Origin of the sequence: Dysgonomonas sp. Marseille-P4361 (assembly GCF_900343125.1) — a bacterium.
Taxonomy (GTDB): domain Bacteria; phylum Bacteroidota; class Bacteroidia; order Bacteroidales; family Dysgonomonadaceae; genus Dysgonomonas.
In genome coordinates this window covers 110,760-128,599 of sequence record NZ_OPYL01000003.1, presented here as the reverse complement: position 1 = coordinate 128,599, position 17,840 = coordinate 110,760, and the positions used below count along the sequence as shown (strand labels likewise).

Below are 17,840 nucleotides of genomic sequence, written 5' to 3'. Positions count from 1 at the left end.
TCGTTCATCTGTGATGCAAAATTGCATTTTATTATTTAATAAACAATGTTTTTTTTGTTAAATAACATTTAAGTAAGACAGGGAATTTTCAAGTTAAAATCTTTTATAAATTAAAGAGTGAGATAATAGATTCTATTTACTTTCAATATTCTCACTTTATTAGTTAATTTGTAGTTGAATAAAGATACAAAAGTGGCAAAAAAGAATTTTTATACAATATGGAATGGGGTAAAACCTGGTGTTTATTCTTCGTGGAACGAAGCTAAAGCACAAGTTGAAGGCTATGAAGGAGCTATATACAAGTCATTTCCGTCGAAGGAAGCTGCAGAGAAGGCCTATAATGAAAGTCCTTGGCTATATGTAGGAAAAAATGCAGAGAAAAAGAAAATATCCTATCATACTATACCAGAAATAATAAAAGATAGTCTCTCTGTAGATGCTGCATGTAGCGGTAATCCGGGTTTGATGGAATATCGAGGAGTTTATGTCAAAACAGGAGAACAGATCTTTCATCAAGGTCCTTATGAGCAAGGGACAAATAATATAGGAGAGTTTCTGGCTCTGGTTCATGGATTAGCACTGTTGAAACAAAAGAATTATAATATCCCGATTTATTCTGATAGTGCAAATGCTATAAAATGGGTGAAAGATAAAAAATGCAAGACCAAGCTTGAACGTGTACCTGAAAACGAATCGTTGTTCTATATGATCGAACGTGCCGAAAAGTGGCTTCGTGAAAATACTTATACAACTCAGATAATAAAATGGGAGACTGATAAATGGGGAGAAATTCCTGCCGATTTTGGTCGGAAATAAAAACTAAATCACTATGAGACGTATAACACCTGCTTTAACTACCGAATTATTTAACTATTATGGTAATCCCAGAGAGAAAAGGGTAGGAGAGAGTGATGCTTTCAAAGTAGTTACTTTCAGTGAATTAGTGGAGCATGTTGCACGTCTTTCGTTCTTGAATAAAGACTACCTGCTATTTTATAGAGGGCAGATGCAAGATTATAGAAACAAAGCAGGAGTGTCTTCTTTTTATCCTACTATGTATAGGGGCGACCATCTTTCGAAGAAAGAGTTAACTGCTAGATTTACTGTATTAAAAGAGAAAAGTAAAATTCTTGTAAAGAAATTTGAAGAACTTCGAATCGAAGGATATAAAGAAGTAAAAAAAAGAGAGTATATTCAATGGAGTATTCTTCAGCACTACGAAGTTTGCCCAACTCCTTTTATCGACTTTACGCATTCACTCCGCGTAGCTTGTTCTTTTTCTTTTTATAAAAACACATCCGACAAAGGTTATGTATTTATTTTCGGACTACCTTACTTGACCAATCGTATCAGTATAAATTCGGAACATGATCTGGTTAATGTACGACTATTGAGTATATGCCCTCCTACAGCATTACGTCCGTATTTTCAGGAAGGCTATCTTGTGGGGACTGACGGTATAACTGATAATTATGATGCTAAAAGTGAATTGGATTTTAACAATAGGTTGATTGCAAAATTTGAAATTCCTAATAAAGAATCTTTTTGGGGGAAAGATTTTCATGGTATTCCTACAGAGTTACTATATCCTGATGAGGATCCTGTATTTGATCTTTGCAAGAGTATATAAAAAAAGACCACTATTTTAGTGGTCTTTTTTGTTTCGATATCTTCTTATTAGAAGTTCCATTTTAGTGGTTCGAAGTATGCTTGTGGGTGTAAACAAGCAGGACATGTTTTAGGAGCTGTTTTGCTGCTAATAACGAATCCACAGTTACGACATTGCCAGTCGATAGCTTCTTCGCGAGAGAATACACCATTGCTTTGTACACGAGCTAATAAAGCTTTGTAACGATCTTCGTGCATGTTTTCTACTTTAGCAATCATGCGATACATTACTGCGATTTCTTTGAAACCTTCTTTTTCTGCAATTTCAGCAAACATAGGGTAGTCAACTGCCCATTCTTCGTGCTCACCAGCAGCTGCTTCAATCAGGTTCTCTTCTGTAGTACCTATTTTGCCAGCTGGGTAAGAAGCTGTAATTTCAACCATTCCGCCTTCTAAGAATTTGAACATACGTTTTGCGTGTTCTTTTTCTTGATCAGCAGTTTCCAGAAAGATTGCTGCAATTTGTTCGTAGCCTTCTTTTTTTGCAGTGCTAGCAAACATTGTGTAACGCATTCTAGCTTGAGATTCACCAGCAAATGACTTTAAAAGGCATTTTTCTGTTTCAGTTCCTTTAATACTTTTTTCCATGATGATGTTTTGTTTATTGGTTGACTCATACAATTAAAGTAAAATGATTATATAAGAACTTCTCTACAGATCATATTGATAGGTATGAATAAAGCAAATTCATATACAATTCTTTTTTCCTTAAAAATATAGCCAACCGCGTTAATGATAGTTTATTTATTTCATTTTGTACAAATTTAGTGTTTATTCCTCATAAAAAGAATAGATATCAAATCATTTACTACATTTGTAGTCTTAAAAATATATAACAATGAAAAGCCTTATTTTCGTTACATAGTTGTATCTTAGGTATTTGTGATATAGATAATATTTAAAGTATATAGATACTACCTATATATTTTATTCGAAACAAAGTTTATTCCCTTTTATTCTTATAGTTTTTATTTATTATGAAAAGAGAGTTATTGAAGGATTTTACTCCTCAATTATTTATTTCATTGCGAACATATACCAAGGATAAGTTTATGAATGACCTTATGTCGGGTCTTATTGTTGGTATTGTTGCTCTTCCTCTTGCTTTAGCTTTTGGTATTGCTTCAGGGGTTACCCCTGAGCAGGGTATTATAACTGCTATAATTGCAGGTTTTATAATTTCTTTTTTAGGAGGTAGCCGCGTTCAGATTGGTGGGCCTACAGGAGCTTTTATCGTTATTGTATATGGTGTAGTGCAAACACACGGAATCAAAGGACTGCTGATTGCTACAATCATAGCCGGAATATTGCTTGTCCTGCTTGGTGTTTTCAAATTAGGTAAAATAATAACCTTTATCCCATATCCCATTATTGTTGGTTTCACTAGTGGTATAGCTGTGACGATCTTTACGACACAGATAGCTGATGTTTTTGGCTTGAATTTCGGCGGAGAAAAAGTTCCGGGCGATTTTATTGGTAAGTGGATGCTTTATTTCAAACATTTCGATACTGTCAATTGGTGGAATACCTTGATGAGTTTTCTGAGTATATTTATTATCGTCATAACTCCTCGATTTGTTAAGAAGATACCCGGATCGCTTGTTGCTATTCTTTTGGTGACTGTTATTGTTTATCTTATGAAGACTTATCTGGGAATAACTGTTATTGATACCATCGGAGATCGTTTTAGAATAAATGCGGCGCTTCCAGATGCTGAGATTCCTGATATAAATATGGCCGCAATAATAGATTTAATGCCAGTGGCTATAACAATAGCAATGTTGGGAGCTATAGAGTCTCTGCTTTCGGCGACAGTGGCAGATGGTGTGATAGGAGGAGAAAAGCATAATTCAAATACAGAGCTGATTGCTCAAGGTGTAGCAAATATTATAACTCCTTTGTTTGGAGGAATACCTGCTACGGGTGCAATTGCGCGTACAATGACGAATATTAATAACGGAGGACGTACGCCTGTTGCCGGAATTATTCACGCAGTAGTATTACTTCTGATCCTTTTACTGTTTATGCCTTTGGCTCAATATATACCGATGGCTTGTCTTGCCGGTGTACTTGTTATTGTAGCATACAATATGAGTGAATGGCGTACATTCAAGTCTTTGCTGAATAATGACAAATCGGATGTAGCTGTTTTGTTGATAACCTTTTTTTTGACTGTCATATTCGATCTGACGATTGCAATCGAGGTAGGAATCTTGCTTGCTGTGGTGTTATTTATGAAACGTATAAATGAAGTAACCCATGTGTCAATCATCAAAAATAGATTAGACCTGACCGATGAGAGTGAATATACACAAGATGATGAAGTGTTGGAACTTCCGGATGGTGTTGAGGTATATGAGATAGATGGGCCATTCTTCTTCGGGATAGCGAATAAATTTGATGAGAGTATGCGTGAAATAGGGGATAAATCTATTGTTCGTATTATCCGCCTTCGCAAGGTGCCTTTTATTGATTCTACCGGCTTACATAACTTGGAAAGTCTTTGTAAAAAATCTACGAAAGATAAGATACATGTAATTCTTTCGGGAGTAAGACCTAAAGTTCATGCAATGATAGAAAAATCATCTATTCCGGAAATGATTGGAGAGAAGAATATTTGTGACAATATCAATATTGCTCTTGCCAGAACAAAAGAAATTCTCGCTGAGATTCAAGAACAGGAGTAGAAAATCGATAGCTTATAAATGTGGGGATGACTTTTGTTGTCCCCTTTCTTTTTTAGAACTTATAGGTTAGCATAAGCCTTCCTTCGGAAGTGGTGGAAAATACATTGTCAAAGTACCGATAGTTTGTATCCCTTGTGTAGTTGTACCCAATTGCGGTGAGGTACCATTGTTTTCTGAGCTTGAGATCAGCACGCAAGGATATCGCATGCAAAACAGCCTGAGAATGATCACCCTGAGCATTCAGAGTTCTGGGGTCTACTGTCTCCCAATCTATATTTTTATCATATCCTTTCCAAGTGAAGATTTTATATGCTTCGTAATTTCCTGAAATGCTAAAAATATCTTTATAAGATAAGCTGGCTCCTAGCTGCCAACTAAATCCGCTTCCCCAATTGTAATTTCTGTCTTTAACTACATAATGGTCGCTTTGAGAAGCACCTAATATAATTGTATTTAGGTGAAAATGTGAATTGAAGTTCCAATTCTTAAAACGTTTACTTTTGTGTATTAAGCCAATCCCAAACGAAGCCGGAGCGCTAAATTTGTACGGAACTCTGGATGAAACTTCTGATATTGTATCAGAATCATAGAAATCATAATGCTGATATACTCCCAAACTGAGAAAGTCTTTTGAGTTATCTATCAATTCGGTAGAATATAGCCTTCCGGTAATATTAAGCTGGCTGATTATAGGCTGAGAGCCCTGACCATTTATATTCGCTTTGAATGTAAAGTAGTCGTAAGGTTTATTTGTTTCAGCTTCAAATCTGTCTCCATATTCAACACTTATGGTTGTAGCAAAACCAACCCCTTTATCTATTATAGGGTCTTCAAATTCTAACGCTCTTACTCCCATAGATATATCTATACTTACATCTGGAATTCCAAATTGCTTTCCCGAGGTTGATCTCTTTTTCCATGCATCTCCATTGATTATTCTTGTCAGTCCACGCGAAGGGGAGATGAGGAATGTTGCAGCTTCGTGTCCAAAACGAGACCATCCCTTACGTCTATCATCAATAATTAAATCGGAGGCACGAAACAATACTTCACCCAATGCCATTCCCCCTATTGGAGTGACTATAATATCGTTTGTGGATGGGTATTCACTTTCCATAAATAGCTCCCACATGGCACTTCCTGCAAGGGCAAGAGTGCTTGATTGCCAATAATTCAGCCCGTTCGATCGTCCGGCGTTGAAGTACAAACTTCCGTGGTAAGGGTGTAAGAACATGTTGGTCGACATGTAATCATTATCCCATATAAAACCTTTCCGAAAGTTCTCTTTGATTGTATTTGTATTAATATAAGCGAAATGTCCACGTTGTACATATCTGTCAAAAGCCCATACACCCATATTGATGCCAAAGGCTGTTGTACCTGCTTGAAGCCATTTCGTTTTTGTGTAATAATCTATGTCAAGAGAGTCGGCAGGTTTTGGATTTGCTACTTGATGGCGTATCGGTATTTGTGCATCTACACTAGATAGTATGCTACATAATAAGACGATTAAAATAAAAAATCTAGCCATTCACTCTTGTATTGCAAATTTCAACTGTTGCAAAAATACCTCAAACATAATTTTAAGGAACTCTTTGGGTAAATAAAAAAGTAATCTTGTGAAAAGTTAACATATTTTATTAAACCTATTACAAAGTTTGCCTAGTGAGATACAGCCTTAAGTCCGACAACCGATAGAATCAATGTTGTAATGAAAACAATGCGCATAACGCTTACCGGCTCTTTAAAAACAAATATTCCTAGCAATACTGTACCTGCCGCACCTATTCCGGTGAATACAGCGTAAGCAGTTCCCATAGGGATTGTTTGTGTTGCTTTTATAAGCAAGCCCATTCCTAATGCTAAGCAGATAAGGAAGCTGATATACCAATAGTAAGAATGTGGTGCTATTACTCCTTTGGCCTTTGATAAAGAAAAAGTAAAACCTACTTCAAATACACTTGCTAATAATAAATAAACCCAACTCATAATTCTATTTTTTTATTTTATAATATTATATATTATTGAATGATTGTTCAATTTCTGCGTAAAAAATTACTCTAAAAGTCTAATATAATGTAGTAATGATTCTTTTATATTATTTATGATAATTCTTCCATCGTTACTGAATATGCTTTGAAACCAGATTCCATCAGTAAGGGTAAATAGCTGTCTGGCTGATGATTTTATATCTATGTCTTGTCGTATTTCATTTTTATCGATACTGTTTTGTAGTGCATACTCCCAGCCAATAAGTTCTTTTTCTGTGGTCGTTTTGTATTTGTTCCTGAAAATAGCATCCCTTTGCATCACCTGATAAAATAGAAAGTGGTAATTTAGCAATGAAGCATCAGAAGAGCCATTTATTTCTTGCTCTATAGTAGAAATTGTTTTTGCTATCTTTTTGAAGCGTTTATTTAAGAAATCACAAAATTCATAGACTGTGAAATCTTTAATCTTACGGATATCGAAATCAAAAATATGTACAAAATATCGCTCAGTCACTTCAATGAACAATTCCTCTTTGTTCTTGAAATAATGGTATAGAATACCCCTTGACATTCCTGTATAGTTTTTTATGTCAGTGATAGAAACGTTATCAAAACCTTTCAATAATAGTAGATTGAAAGTCTTTTTTAATATGATCTCTTTTGTGTTCATTTTGAATGATTGTTCAACAAAGGTATGGTATATTTATGGGTAAAGCAAACATTTATAAATAATTTAGAATTAAAGATTGAACGATACATATAAGTATAGGAGTAAATGGGATAAAAGAATGAATTATAAAATATACATCTGCTAATTAGCTATTTACTATCTTACTCTGTGTTAAGGAAACTTCTTAAACTGTAATAAAGACCATTACTTAAGGTAAAATGAAAAGAAAAATTAACACATATCTGCTGTTTATAGGATCTTAAAATAACCAAAAAAATAATTTATTTCTTTATCTTTGTTCAAAATGTCATAAAGGCATTGTTCTTTTGTATTAATATAAACCATATATAAGATTATGCTGCACGAATTTACACTTTCCCGTGAAAGGGCTATGATAAACTTCACCCTGAAATATTGTGATACAACACAGAAACTACTAAATAGTTATGGATTCCGCCGGGTTGTAGAGTCTTTTGTTAAACAAGTTTTGGAAAAAGACGAGGGTGTTATATATGATTACTATGTTGATCATTTTGGTGACGAGGATAAAGTTGTAGACTCTTTCATTGAAGTATTAAAATTGTTGACAGTATTCAATATGGAAGAGATTGTTGCTGTAGATAGCAAATATTCGAGATATTTCGAAGATAAAGACCTCTTCATAGAAGTTACAGAACTGTTATTTACTTATTGGAAACGCCTTGAACGCTATACAATAGTACGTAACAACAGATTAGGAAATGGCCTTCAAAACGCACGTTTTATTCAGGCAAATGAAATGTTTAACGATTTGCTGCTTTCTACAGGTAGAAGAGTACAAGCAACAGTAAATGGTTACTCAACACGAATCTTCCGTCAGTCAGTTGCAGGAGGAAATGCCGGATTAACATTGAACGATGTAAACTGGAATTGTCCGATCGAATATAAAGGTTTAGCATCTATTCCTTTTATCAGCACAGTTTTATTCCAACCTCCATATATAACTTACACCAAACGTAATACCAGAGATGGTGTTTTTCAGGAACATAAACAAAACCCTCTTTTAAATATTGTATTGAATGAGGATGATTGGTTTGTTTTCCCAGCGAAAGTTGGTAACATGTTGACTTTTGTTTATTTCCATAAAGACTTTATGGCTCATGGTATTGGCCTTGCCAATCTTTTCGAAATAGCAACAGAAACAGAGTATGTTGGCAAAAAACCGGATATGATCTATGTTTTCGGCTATCCTGATGGATATGAAGAAAAACGTACATTCTACTATAAAGATACTAAAAATGATATCTTAATAGGTTATGCAAACTATTGTGACGAGATTGACTACTTCGGATACATGAAAAAAATGCTCTTGACATTACATAATGTAAAGCAAATAGAGCAAAGACGTTTGCCTATCCATGGAGCCATGGTGAATATTGTCCTTCGCAATGGTAGAGAATCTAATATCATTATCATGGGAGATAGTGGAGCTGGTAAGTCTGAAAGCTTAGAAGCATTCCGTACCTTGAACAAAAAATATATCCGTCATATGCGTGTTATATTTGACGATATGGGTTATCTGAAAAAAGAAGAAAATGGTACGATAAAAGCATATGGTACAGAAATCGGTGCATTTGTTCGCGTAGATGACCTAGATCCTGCGTATGCTTTCGAGCAGTTGGATAAAGGTGTATATATGAACATGGATAAAGTAAATGCACGCGTAACAATTCCTATTTCTACATATGAAATTATATCACGAGGCTATCCAATTGATTATTTCCTATATGCGAATAATTATAATGAGTCTGATAAGAAGATTTTGTTGTATGATGATTTGGATAAAATGATTACAGTTTTTGAAGATGGGGCTCGTAAGGCGAAAGGTACTACTACCGAAAAAGGCTTAGTGAAATCTTACTTTGCCAACCCATTTGGACCTGTACAGGAGAGAGAAGCGACCGAAGTGCTCGTTCGCGAATATTTTAAAGATATGAAAGATGCGGGAACAAAGATAGGAGAGATGCATACTTCTTTAGCTATAGAAGGTAGAACCAAAGATGGCCCTCTGGAAGCTGCAGAAGAGTTGTTCAACTTGATAAATGAGTAAAGTGCGTAACCTCAGAATAGATATAGAAAGGCTCTCAGTTATTGAGAGCCTTTTATTGTCCTAGAGTGGGTTGTAGTTCATTTTGTGATTTCATTAAATTTTTGCTCTATTACTTCTAAATCAAAGTTTCGTTCGGCGATAATTCCATTCTTATCTATCAACAATAATTGAGGGATTCCCTTTATTCCATATGACATTGCAGCTGGATCTTCCCACTTCTTAAGATTCGACAATTGAGGCCACTCTATATTATGTTTTTTTGTTGCGGCTAACCACTTCTCTTTATCATGATCTAAAGAAACACTTATAACGACCAAATCTTTATCCTTGTTTTTTTTGTAAAACTCTTTTAATTCGGGTAGAGCCGCAATACATGGACGACACCATGAAGCCCAGTATTCAATAAGAACGATGTTCCCTTTTTCTACAAAATCAGAAAAAGCGATTTCTTTACCATCTATATCATATCCTTTTACATCAGTGTATCTTTTGCCTGGAGATGTTTCAGCCTGAGCTATATAATAAGCTTTCCTGTCTGGAGTAACAATATTTGAATTAGGTCCGAACATTTTAATAAGTTCTCCTATTTTATGAGGCCTGAGGAGGTCAGTATCATCAATGAAAATTTGCTTTCCTAATGAGCTTTGAGAATATTTAGCAATATAGTTGTAGACATGATCTTCTATCTCATTCAAAATTGTTTCGTTTTTATTATCCCAACTAAGTCGTTCTTCTTTTGTCATATCTGAACGGTTAATGAAATATCCTTGTTGTACAACTGCCATCTGGTTGTTTTTCAGATTCAAAAGCTGATCTTTGTATAGCTGAAGTTCTTCATTTAATGCGGTTCCTCCTCTTTTGATGTGTTGATTATAAGCCGTATCTATATCAAGAGAGATATTACCCTTTTCTAAAATAAATATGGCAGGGTAGAATCGCTTATCATACGATATAAATGCAATTTGTATGGAATCAGGAGCTATTCCTTTAAAAGTAAATTTATTATTCGCTATTATTGTAGAATCTATAATAGAGCTGTCATTTTTATTTGCTAACAAATAAATTGTTTTTCCTTCATAGTCGTCAATAGCTGTGCCATTGATAATATATTCGTTTTTATTGGTACAACTAGAGGAAAAAACTAATAGTAAAATAATATAAATTGCGTTTTTCATATAATTAGTTTAATACGGTTTATGTAATATTAATAAATAATCTTCAATCAACAAAAAAAGACCGCTACAATGAGCGGTCTTTTCTAAAAGATATATTGTATAACTGAATTATTCAGCTAACAAGATTTCCATGATTTGTACAGCAGCCTTAGTCACTGAAGTACCAGGTCCAAAGATTGCTGCAACACCAGCTTTATACAAGAAGTCGTAGTCTTGAGCAGGAATTACACCACCGGCAATTACGATGATATCTTCACGTCCAAGTTTTTTCAACTCTTCCATTACCTGAGGTACAAGAGTTTTGTGACCTGCAGCAAGAGAAGAAACTCCCAGTACATTTACGTCGTTTTCAACAGCTTGACGAGCTGCTTCTTCCGGAGTTTGGAACAATGGTCCCATATCTACGTCGAATCCGCAGTCAGCATACCCTGTTGCTACTACTTTTGCACCACGGTCGTGACCGTCTTGTCCCATTTTTGCGATCATGATACGAGGTTGACGACCTTCTTTCTTCGCAAATGTTTCAACAAGCTCCTGAGCTTTTTGGAATGTTGGATCTTTTTTAGTTTCTGATGAATACACGCCTGAAATTGTTCTAATTACTGCTTTATAACGTCCTACTACTTCTTCGCAAGCGTCAGAGATTTCTCCCAATGTAGCACGTACACGTGCAGCTTCAACAGCAAGTTCAAGTAGGTTCCCTTTCTTAGTTTTTACACACTCAGTAATAGCAGCTAGTGCTTTTTTCACAGCCTCGTTGTCACGATTAGCTTTCAATTCATTTAAGCGCTCGATTTGTTGACGACGAACTTCAGTATTGTCAACATCAAGAATATCGATTGGATCTTCTTTTTCAAGACGATATTTGTTAACACCGATAATTGTTTGAGCTCCCGAGTCGATTTTAGCTTGAGTACGAGCAGCAGCTTCTTCGATACGCATCTTAGGAAGACCAGTTTCGATAGCAGCAGCCATACCTCCAAGTTTTTGAATTTCTTGGATGTGTGCCCATGCTTTATGTACAAGCTCGTTAGTAAGAGTTTCTACATAGTAAGAACCAGCCCAAGGGTCAATTTCTTTAGTGATATAAGTTTCTTCTTGAATATATATCTGAGTATTACGAGCAATACGAGCAGAGAAGTCTGTAGGTAATGCAATAGCTTCATCCAACGCATTCGTGTGAAGCGATTGAGTATGACCTAGAGCAGAAGCCATAGCTTCGATACAAGTACGACCAACATTGTTGAACGGATCTTGCTCAGTAAGTGACCATCCAGATGTTTGAGAGTGAGTACGAAGTGCAAGAGATTTAGGGTTTTTAGCACCGAAGCTCTTCACAATCTTAGCCCACAATAAACGTCCGGCACGCATCTTAGCTATTTCCATGAAGTGATTCATTCCGATAGCCCAGAAGAATGATAAACGTGGAGCAAATGCATCAACATCGATACCTGCATCGATACCTGCTTTCAGGTATTCCATACCATCTGCAAGCGTATAAGCCAACTCGATATCAGCAGTAGCACCTGCTTCTTGCATGTGGTATCCTGAGATAGAGATAGAGTTGAATTTAGGCATCTTTTGAGATGTGTACTCAAAGATGTCAGCAATAATCTTCATAGAGAATGCAGGTGGGTAGATGTATGTATTACGCACCATGAATTCTTTAAGGATATCATTTTGAATTGTTCCTGCCATTTCTTCCAATTTAGCACCTTGTTCCAAACCTGCATTGATATAGAATGCAAGAATAGGAAGTACAGCACCGTTCATTGTCATCGAAACAGACATTTGGTTCAACGGAATTCCTTCAAATAATACTTTCATGTCTTCTACCGAGCAGATAGATACCCCTGCTTTACCAACATCACCCACAACACGAGGATGGTCGGCATCGTATCCGCGGTGAGTAGCAAGGTCAAACGCTACAGAAAGACCTTTTTGTCCCGAAGCTAGGTTACGACGATAGAATGCATTTGATTCAGCCGCAGTAGAGAATCCTGCATACTGACGAATTGTCCAAGGACGCATAGCGTACATACCAGAGTATGGTCCGCGTAAGAATGGAGGTATACCAGAAGCATAATTTAAATGCTCCATACCTTCAAGATCTTCTTTGGTATAAACAGGCTTAACGTCGATCAACTCTGGAGTTGTCCAGTTAGCCTCGATACCATTATCAGCCGCCCATTTTTTTGCATCTGTTGCAGCAAAACCGGCTTTGTTAATATCTATATCTTTAAAATTTGGTTTCATATTTTCTTGTTTTAGCTGTTAGCGAATAAGCTTGCTAATTTGCTAATGATTTTAGTTACAAATTATTCGATTCCTAATTTTGCGTTGAATGTTCTTAAAGTATCTAGAACGTTAGTTTTCACATTAACGAAGTGTTCGATACCTTGAGCTTTCAATTCATCCATAGATGCCGGAGCTCCTGCCACTACAAAATGAGCTTTGCTAGCTATCAGTTTGTGTGCTTCAGGTGCAAATGTTGCATATTCATCATCACTAGAGCAAAGAACGATAATATCTGCTTTCTTGTCGAATGCAGCTTTAACGCCTTCTTCTACAGTCTCGAATCCTAGGTTGTCGATTATTTTATAACCTGCACAAGCAAAGAAGTTGCTAGAGAACTGAGCACGAGCCAAACGCATACCTAAGTTACCGATAGTAAGCATAAATACAGTTGGTGCACCGTGTTTTTCTGTAGCAAGACGAAGTTCCTCGAATGCAGTAGCCAGACGGCTTGTTGGTAGAGGTATGTAAGGTGCATCCTTGCTGCATCCACATCCACAAGCTTCTTTTTCTACTATCTTATCGCTAGCTTTTTCTGTGAAGTTAGGGAATTGGTTAGTTCCTAACAATACTTCGCGACGAGTAGCAAGTGCTTTGAAGCGGTTGTCAGCAGAAACTTTTACAGCTGCTTGTACAGTACCGGCTTTCAATGCTTCGTAGAATCCTTTTTCGTCTACTTCAAGGAACAATGCCCAAGCTTGCTCAGCGATAGATTTAGTAAGGTTTTCTATATAATATGAACCAGCCGAAGCGTCAGTAATCTTATCGAAATGGCACTCTTCTTTCAATATTAATTGTTGGTTACGTGCAATACGTTCAGAGAAATCATCCGCAGTTTTGTATGACTCATCGAACGGACGTACGGTAAGAGAGTTTACTCCTGCAATAGTAGCAGACATAGCTTCTGTTTGTGTACGAAGTAGATTCACGTGAGCATCATAAACTGTTGTATTAAATGTTGAAGTTTGAGCATGTACATATATTTTTGATGCACATAGACAAATACCTTCAGGAGATTTGTTAGGACATTCGTTTTTGCACATTGGTTTGTATGCATTTACGATTTCAGCCCATAACCAGCGTGCTGCACGGAATTTAGCTATTTCCATGAAGTAGTTGCTTCCGATACCGAGATTGAACTTGATCTTTTTAGCAACTAAGCCAGCATCTAATCCTGCTTCTACAAGAGCGCTTAGTAATTGGTTTCCGTTAGCTAAAGCATAGCCTAACTCTTGATAGATGTAAGCTCCTCCATCGTTTAGTGAATAACCATTAACGGCTAGTACGCGGAAGCGTGGAAGAGTAGCAGACGCTTTTACTATTTCAGCAGCTTTTTCTGCCCATCCTTCAGCATCACGTCCTTTTTTCAAAAGAGGTTTGAATGGATCAAAGTTTATAGAACCAAAACATTTTAGCAAGTCTGCTCCTGATGCTTTGTACCAGTCAGCAAGGATGTTTGTTAATTCAAGCGATTTGCGGTAGCAAGTACTGAAGTTTAACTCTACTGCTTCCGGACAAATGCCGTTTAATAAAGTTTTAACGTTTTCTACATTTACGTCGTCACCATCGATATTAAAACCTAACGATGTTACACCTTTGTTTAACACATCAAGTGCTTTAGCATTAGCAGCCTTGAAATCCTTCACGCAAATATCTTGACGTGTGTACCATTCGTTGTCTTTTTTAGTACCGCGAATGTACGGGAATTCACCTGGCAGAGCATCTGTAGCTTTCATGCCTTCGATGTTTTCACTTCTGTAGAACGGATTTACATTAAATCCTTCGTTTGTTCTCCAAACAAGTTTTTTCTCAAAGTCGGCGCCTTTCAAGTCAGCCGTAATTTTTGCCATCCACTCTTCGGTAGAAACTGGTGGAAAATCTGAGAAAAGCTTTTCTTTTTGATTAGCCATGATTTAATTTAATTGTTTAATATATAGGTTATTTTATTGATTTGCAGTTGATTGTATATACTATTTTTATACTCTTATAAATAATATTTATATGCGCTTATTTTCAAATAGTTATCTAGTTTTAAAAACCATACAAAAATAAGCTATTTTGTTCGCTTAGTAAAGTTTTTATCGTTTAATTTTCGGTAAAAAAGCACAGAATTCTTTATTGCGAATAAAAGAATATAGCGAAAAATCGTTTAGAAATGAAATTTTAAAAGATATCTTTATACCTTTATAATATCAAATGGAGAATAAATGCAGAATACTGATGTTTAATTCTTTTATTTGTGCTGTTTTTGATAGTTTTAAAGATTGTGAATTAAAGCTATCAAAGCTATTTGCTTTGTTTTATCTTTTATATCTAAAACCCTGAAAATAATGAAATACTTCGGATTACTCTGTTTTAGCTTTCTGTTTTTGTTGTCGTGTTCTTCAGAAGATGACACAAAAATTAAAACACTTATTATTACAGGTCAGAATAACCATAATTGGGAAGTGAGTCATGTTGCACTTAAGCAGATTTTAGAAAAATCAGATATCTTTTCTGTCGAAAGTTTAATAAGCCCGTCGGAGGGAAGTGATATGAGTGAATTTGTTATTGATTTTTCACCATATAAATTGGTCGTTTTGGATTATGTTGGGGATGACTGGCCGGAAACAATGCGCGATAGATTTCTGAATTTTGTAAAGAAGGGTGGAGGAGTTGTGGTTTTTCATGCAGCTAATAATGCCTTTACAGATTGGGATGAATACAATAAGATAATTGCCCTTGGAGGGTGGAATGACAGAAATGAAAAGTCAGGTCCTTGGGTTTACTGGAAAGATGGAGAGTTGATAAAAGATACTTCAGCAGGTGTTGGCGGTTCTCATGGTGATCAACATGAATATATTTTAACAGCAAGGGATGAAGATCATCCAATAATAAAAGGACTACCTAAGCAATGGAAACACTCTAAAGATGAACTTTATGATTGTATGCGTGGTCCCGGAGATATTGAGACATTATTGTATACGGCCTATTCCGATACTTTAACAAATGGTTCAGGACGGGAAGAACCTCTTCTGTTTACTGTGAAATATGGGAAAGGACGTATCTTTCATACAATGTTAGGGCATGCAGGAAGTAATTTGGAAGATAACATAGCGATGCAGTGTGCCGGATTTCAAACTCTTTTATTAAGAGGAAGCGAATGGGCTGCAACAGGAAAAGTAACACAAGTAGTGCCAAATGATTTTCCTTCAGAAACAACGGTTAGTCTTAGAAAAGAATATAAAGAATAACAACAGAAATACTTTAACAAGAAAGAGCAGGAAATTTTCCTGCTCTTTCTTATTTTATTTAGTTTTGTTGAATTTATTTAGAAGCTGCTTCTTTTAGCAAGAATTCCTGATATTCATTCCACATACCTTCTATACTTTCATTCTCGCCAAATACGCTCTTGATAGCAGCATCGAAACTCCATACATCAAGATCTTTTGCCGTGCGATGAAATTTACGAATAGCATCAGGGTCTTTTGTTTTCATCCATTGAATAAAGAAGCCGGTTGTGCGGTATCCATCCATCCAGTTACCACCAGGACGACGAGTACTCATATCAAACAGACCTGCTTCGGCTCTAACTGCATCTGCAATACCTTCTATACATGCCCAAAATGTTTTATTATTACTGTAATTTCCACATCCTTTAGGTTCGTATTGGTATCCATGTGTTAATTCATGATAGAGTACACCTCTGGTTTCAAAATCCAGTTTAAATAAGGACTCTTTTGTAGACTTTTCTATGTGTTGGGTGCTGTAAAAAATATGTATGTTGGGAGAACTTCCTCCTTTTGCTGATACTCCTTTTTTATCTTCAAGTGTATATTTTATATTTTTTACTTCAGTCATTGGATCGTCGGCAGAAAAATATAATATTTCAGCAACTTTCTTAGCATGATATTTTATATATTCGTCAGGATTTTGTACGAGCTTATTGTAGAATTTGGCTCCTTCTGTTTCAGGGTCTAGTACCTGAAAATCGATATTAGGGTAAATGAAGCTGCTCCATTCTGCTTCTAAATTCTTATCGTATAGACAAACATCAGCCAAAATTAATACTCCTTTATCTTTTGTAGAGGCTTCTAGCATATATATTTTATACGAAGCGGGCTTTTGAACAACATATAAATTCTCTTGAAAACGAGAACAGAATGTTTGATCTTTTCGTTCATCTACTACTGTCCACTTTTTACCATCATTGGATCCTTTCAATACCCAATTTGCAGGATCGTGCTTAGGAAGCTCTCCTGAAGAATAGATTCTGTAACTGAGAACAGGGGTAGTATAGTCTGTATTAAATATAAGTTGGTTTTTCTTTTTCTTCCCTATATAATAAGTCTCAAGGTTGTTGTCTGTTAATTCAGGTTGGTCTGTTGGTTTTTCTTTGGCGTAGATGTTTGAAAAACTACAGCTTAAGAAGATTAAAAGAGTTAGTATCGTTTTCATGTGTAAAAATTAAAAAATATTTTCGGTAACAAAAGTAAAGAAAATATGAATACTTACCGATACATAAAGAAGAAAGGATATCAATATTGATATCCTTTCTTAAGTTTTATTTTTTCTTTACTGATATTTTTACTTTTTCTAAGTTTGAGTAGCCTGTTTCTTCTTCAGGATTTAGCGCAAAACTTACGCGCGAATACCTTTTATTATCATTTAGTTTTTGGATATCAGATTCTTTTGTTAAGAAAGTCTTTCCATTTTTATCAGTGAATTCAAACTTGCAAGCATAAGTCCCTTCTTGGGTAATAATAAAATAAGCATCAATGACTGATTTATTCTTTATTTTTCCGAAATATTCAAGAGCAACCTCAGAACTGAAATCACTTTCATAAGATATTTCATCATAGTATTGAGCGTTTAGCCCTTTGTCTAAGCCATCTACAGTTTGAACAAGCGTGCGTCCTACTGTAGCTGCTACGTCTTCTGCATGTTTTTCGAGTTGACGGTCTAAGCTACGACCTACACCTTCAGCTACTTTGCCAAGCGCATCAGTTGCTTTCTCACTTACTCTGTCTCCATTTTCATTTACAGCTTCAGATATACCTTCCACGGCAGCCATTCCTGTAGCAGTCGCTTTTTTTGTAACTTTCTTTACGCATCCTTCACAAGAACTGAATAATAGAGCACCAAATAGACATATTGTTGCAGGTATAAGAAAATATCTTTTCATGTTTTATAAAGTTTATTAATTGAATATCGTCGTTGTCCGTTTATTGCAAAGATATATAAGAATTTAGATTGACGAAATTTGTTTACTACAAATAATAATCC

The 17,840-nt window shown here is 35.7% G+C and carries 14 protein-coding genes; 5 read left to right on the top strand and 9 right to left on the bottom strand.

What is annotated here, in order from left to right; all coding sequences use genetic code 11:
- Positions 1-192: 192 nt before the first annotated feature.
- A complete protein-coding gene (locus tag DHU68_RS06885; protein ID WP_108822543.1) occupies positions 193-816 on the top strand; it encodes a viroplasmin family protein in 624 nt (207 codons plus the stop codon).
- 13 nt (positions 817-829) lie between these two features.
- A complete protein-coding gene (locus DHU68_RS06880) occupies positions 830-1,630 on the top strand; it encodes an FRG domain-containing protein (protein ID WP_108822249.1) in 801 nt (266 codons plus the stop codon).
- 47 nt (positions 1,631-1,677) lie between these two features.
- On the opposite strand, the gene rbr is transcribed toward DHU68_RS06880, so the two are convergent.
- Entirely contained in the window at positions 1,678-2,256 is a 579-nt protein-coding gene (gene rbr / locus DHU68_RS06875; RefSeq protein WP_108822248.1) for a rubrerythrin, read from the bottom strand.
- Positions 2,257-2,645: 389 nt separating this feature from the next.
- Between rbr and DHU68_RS06870 the strand changes: the two genes are divergently transcribed.
- Entirely contained in the window at positions 2,646-4,355 is a 1,710-nt protein-coding gene (locus DHU68_RS06870) for a SulP family inorganic anion transporter (RefSeq protein WP_108822247.1), read from the top strand.
- Between the two features lie 52 nt (positions 4,356-4,407).
- On the opposite strand, the gene DHU68_RS06865 is transcribed toward DHU68_RS06870, so the two are convergent.
- The 3 genes from DHU68_RS06865 to DHU68_RS06855 all read right to left on the bottom strand — a co-directional run bounded on the left by DHU68_RS06865 (position 4,408) and on the right by DHU68_RS06855 (position 7,016).
- A complete protein-coding gene (locus DHU68_RS06865) occupies positions 4,408-5,886 on the bottom strand; it encodes a DUF3943 domain-containing protein (RefSeq protein WP_108822246.1) in 1,479 nt (492 codons plus the stop codon).
- 131 nt (positions 5,887-6,017) lie between these two features.
- On the bottom strand, positions 6,018-6,344 hold the full coding sequence (locus DHU68_RS06860; RefSeq protein ID WP_108822245.1) for a multidrug efflux SMR transporter: 327 nt from the start codon (positions 6,342-6,344) through the stop codon (positions 6,018-6,020).
- A 66-nt stretch (positions 6,345-6,410) separates the two neighbouring features.
- On the bottom strand, positions 6,411-7,016 hold the full coding sequence (locus tag DHU68_RS06855; RefSeq protein ID WP_108822244.1) for a TetR/AcrR family transcriptional regulator: 606 nt from the start codon (positions 7,014-7,016) through the stop codon (positions 6,411-6,413).
- Between the two features lie 355 nt (positions 7,017-7,371).
- Between DHU68_RS06855 and DHU68_RS06850 the strand changes: the two genes are divergently transcribed.
- Positions 7,372-9,105, top strand: a complete 1,734-nt coding sequence (locus DHU68_RS06850) for a phosphoenolpyruvate carboxykinase (RefSeq protein ID WP_108822243.1) — start codon at positions 7,372-7,374, stop codon at positions 9,103-9,105.
- 77 nt (positions 9,106-9,182) lie between these two features.
- Here DHU68_RS06850 and DHU68_RS06845 read toward each other — a convergent pair whose 3' ends face one another.
- From DHU68_RS06845 to mutA, 3 genes are all read right to left on the bottom strand, one after another.
- Complete coding sequence (locus DHU68_RS06845) at positions 9,183-10,280, bottom strand: TlpA disulfide reductase family protein (RefSeq protein WP_108822242.1); 1,098 nt, start codon at positions 10,278-10,280, stop codon at positions 9,183-9,185.
- A 108-nt stretch (positions 10,281-10,388) separates the two neighbouring features.
- Positions 10,389-12,536 (bottom strand): methylmalonyl-CoA mutase, encoded by a 2,148-nt coding sequence (gene scpA / locus DHU68_RS06840; protein ID WP_108822241.1) that lies wholly within the window; start codon positions 12,534-12,536, stop codon positions 10,389-10,391.
- A gap of 62 nt (positions 12,537-12,598) precedes the next feature.
- The gene (gene mutA / locus DHU68_RS06835; protein WP_108822240.1) at positions 12,599-14,485 is read right to left on the bottom strand and encodes a methylmalonyl-CoA mutase small subunit; all 1,887 of its coding nucleotides are present in this window, start codon (positions 14,483-14,485) and stop codon (positions 12,599-12,601) included.
- A gap of 420 nt (positions 14,486-14,905) precedes the next feature.
- On the opposite strand from mutA, the gene DHU68_RS06830 reads away from it, so the two are divergent.
- Complete coding sequence (locus DHU68_RS06830) at positions 14,906-15,808, top strand: ThuA domain-containing protein (protein WP_108822239.1); 903 nt, start codon at positions 14,906-14,908, stop codon at positions 15,806-15,808.
- Positions 15,809-15,881: 73 nt separating this feature from the next.
- Here the strand turns inward: DHU68_RS06830 and DHU68_RS06825 are convergent, their stop codons facing one another.
- Positions 15,882-17,012: a basic secretory protein-like protein gene (locus tag DHU68_RS06825; RefSeq protein ID WP_108822238.1), complete on the bottom strand. Its 1,131-nt coding sequence runs from the start codon at positions 17,010-17,012 to the stop codon at positions 15,882-15,884.
- Between the two features lie 106 nt (positions 17,013-17,118).
- On the bottom strand, positions 17,119-17,739 hold the full coding sequence (locus DHU68_RS06820; protein ID WP_108822237.1) for a hypothetical protein: 621 nt from the start codon (positions 17,737-17,739) through the stop codon (positions 17,119-17,121).
- Between the last annotated feature and the right edge of the window lie 101 nt (positions 17,740-17,840).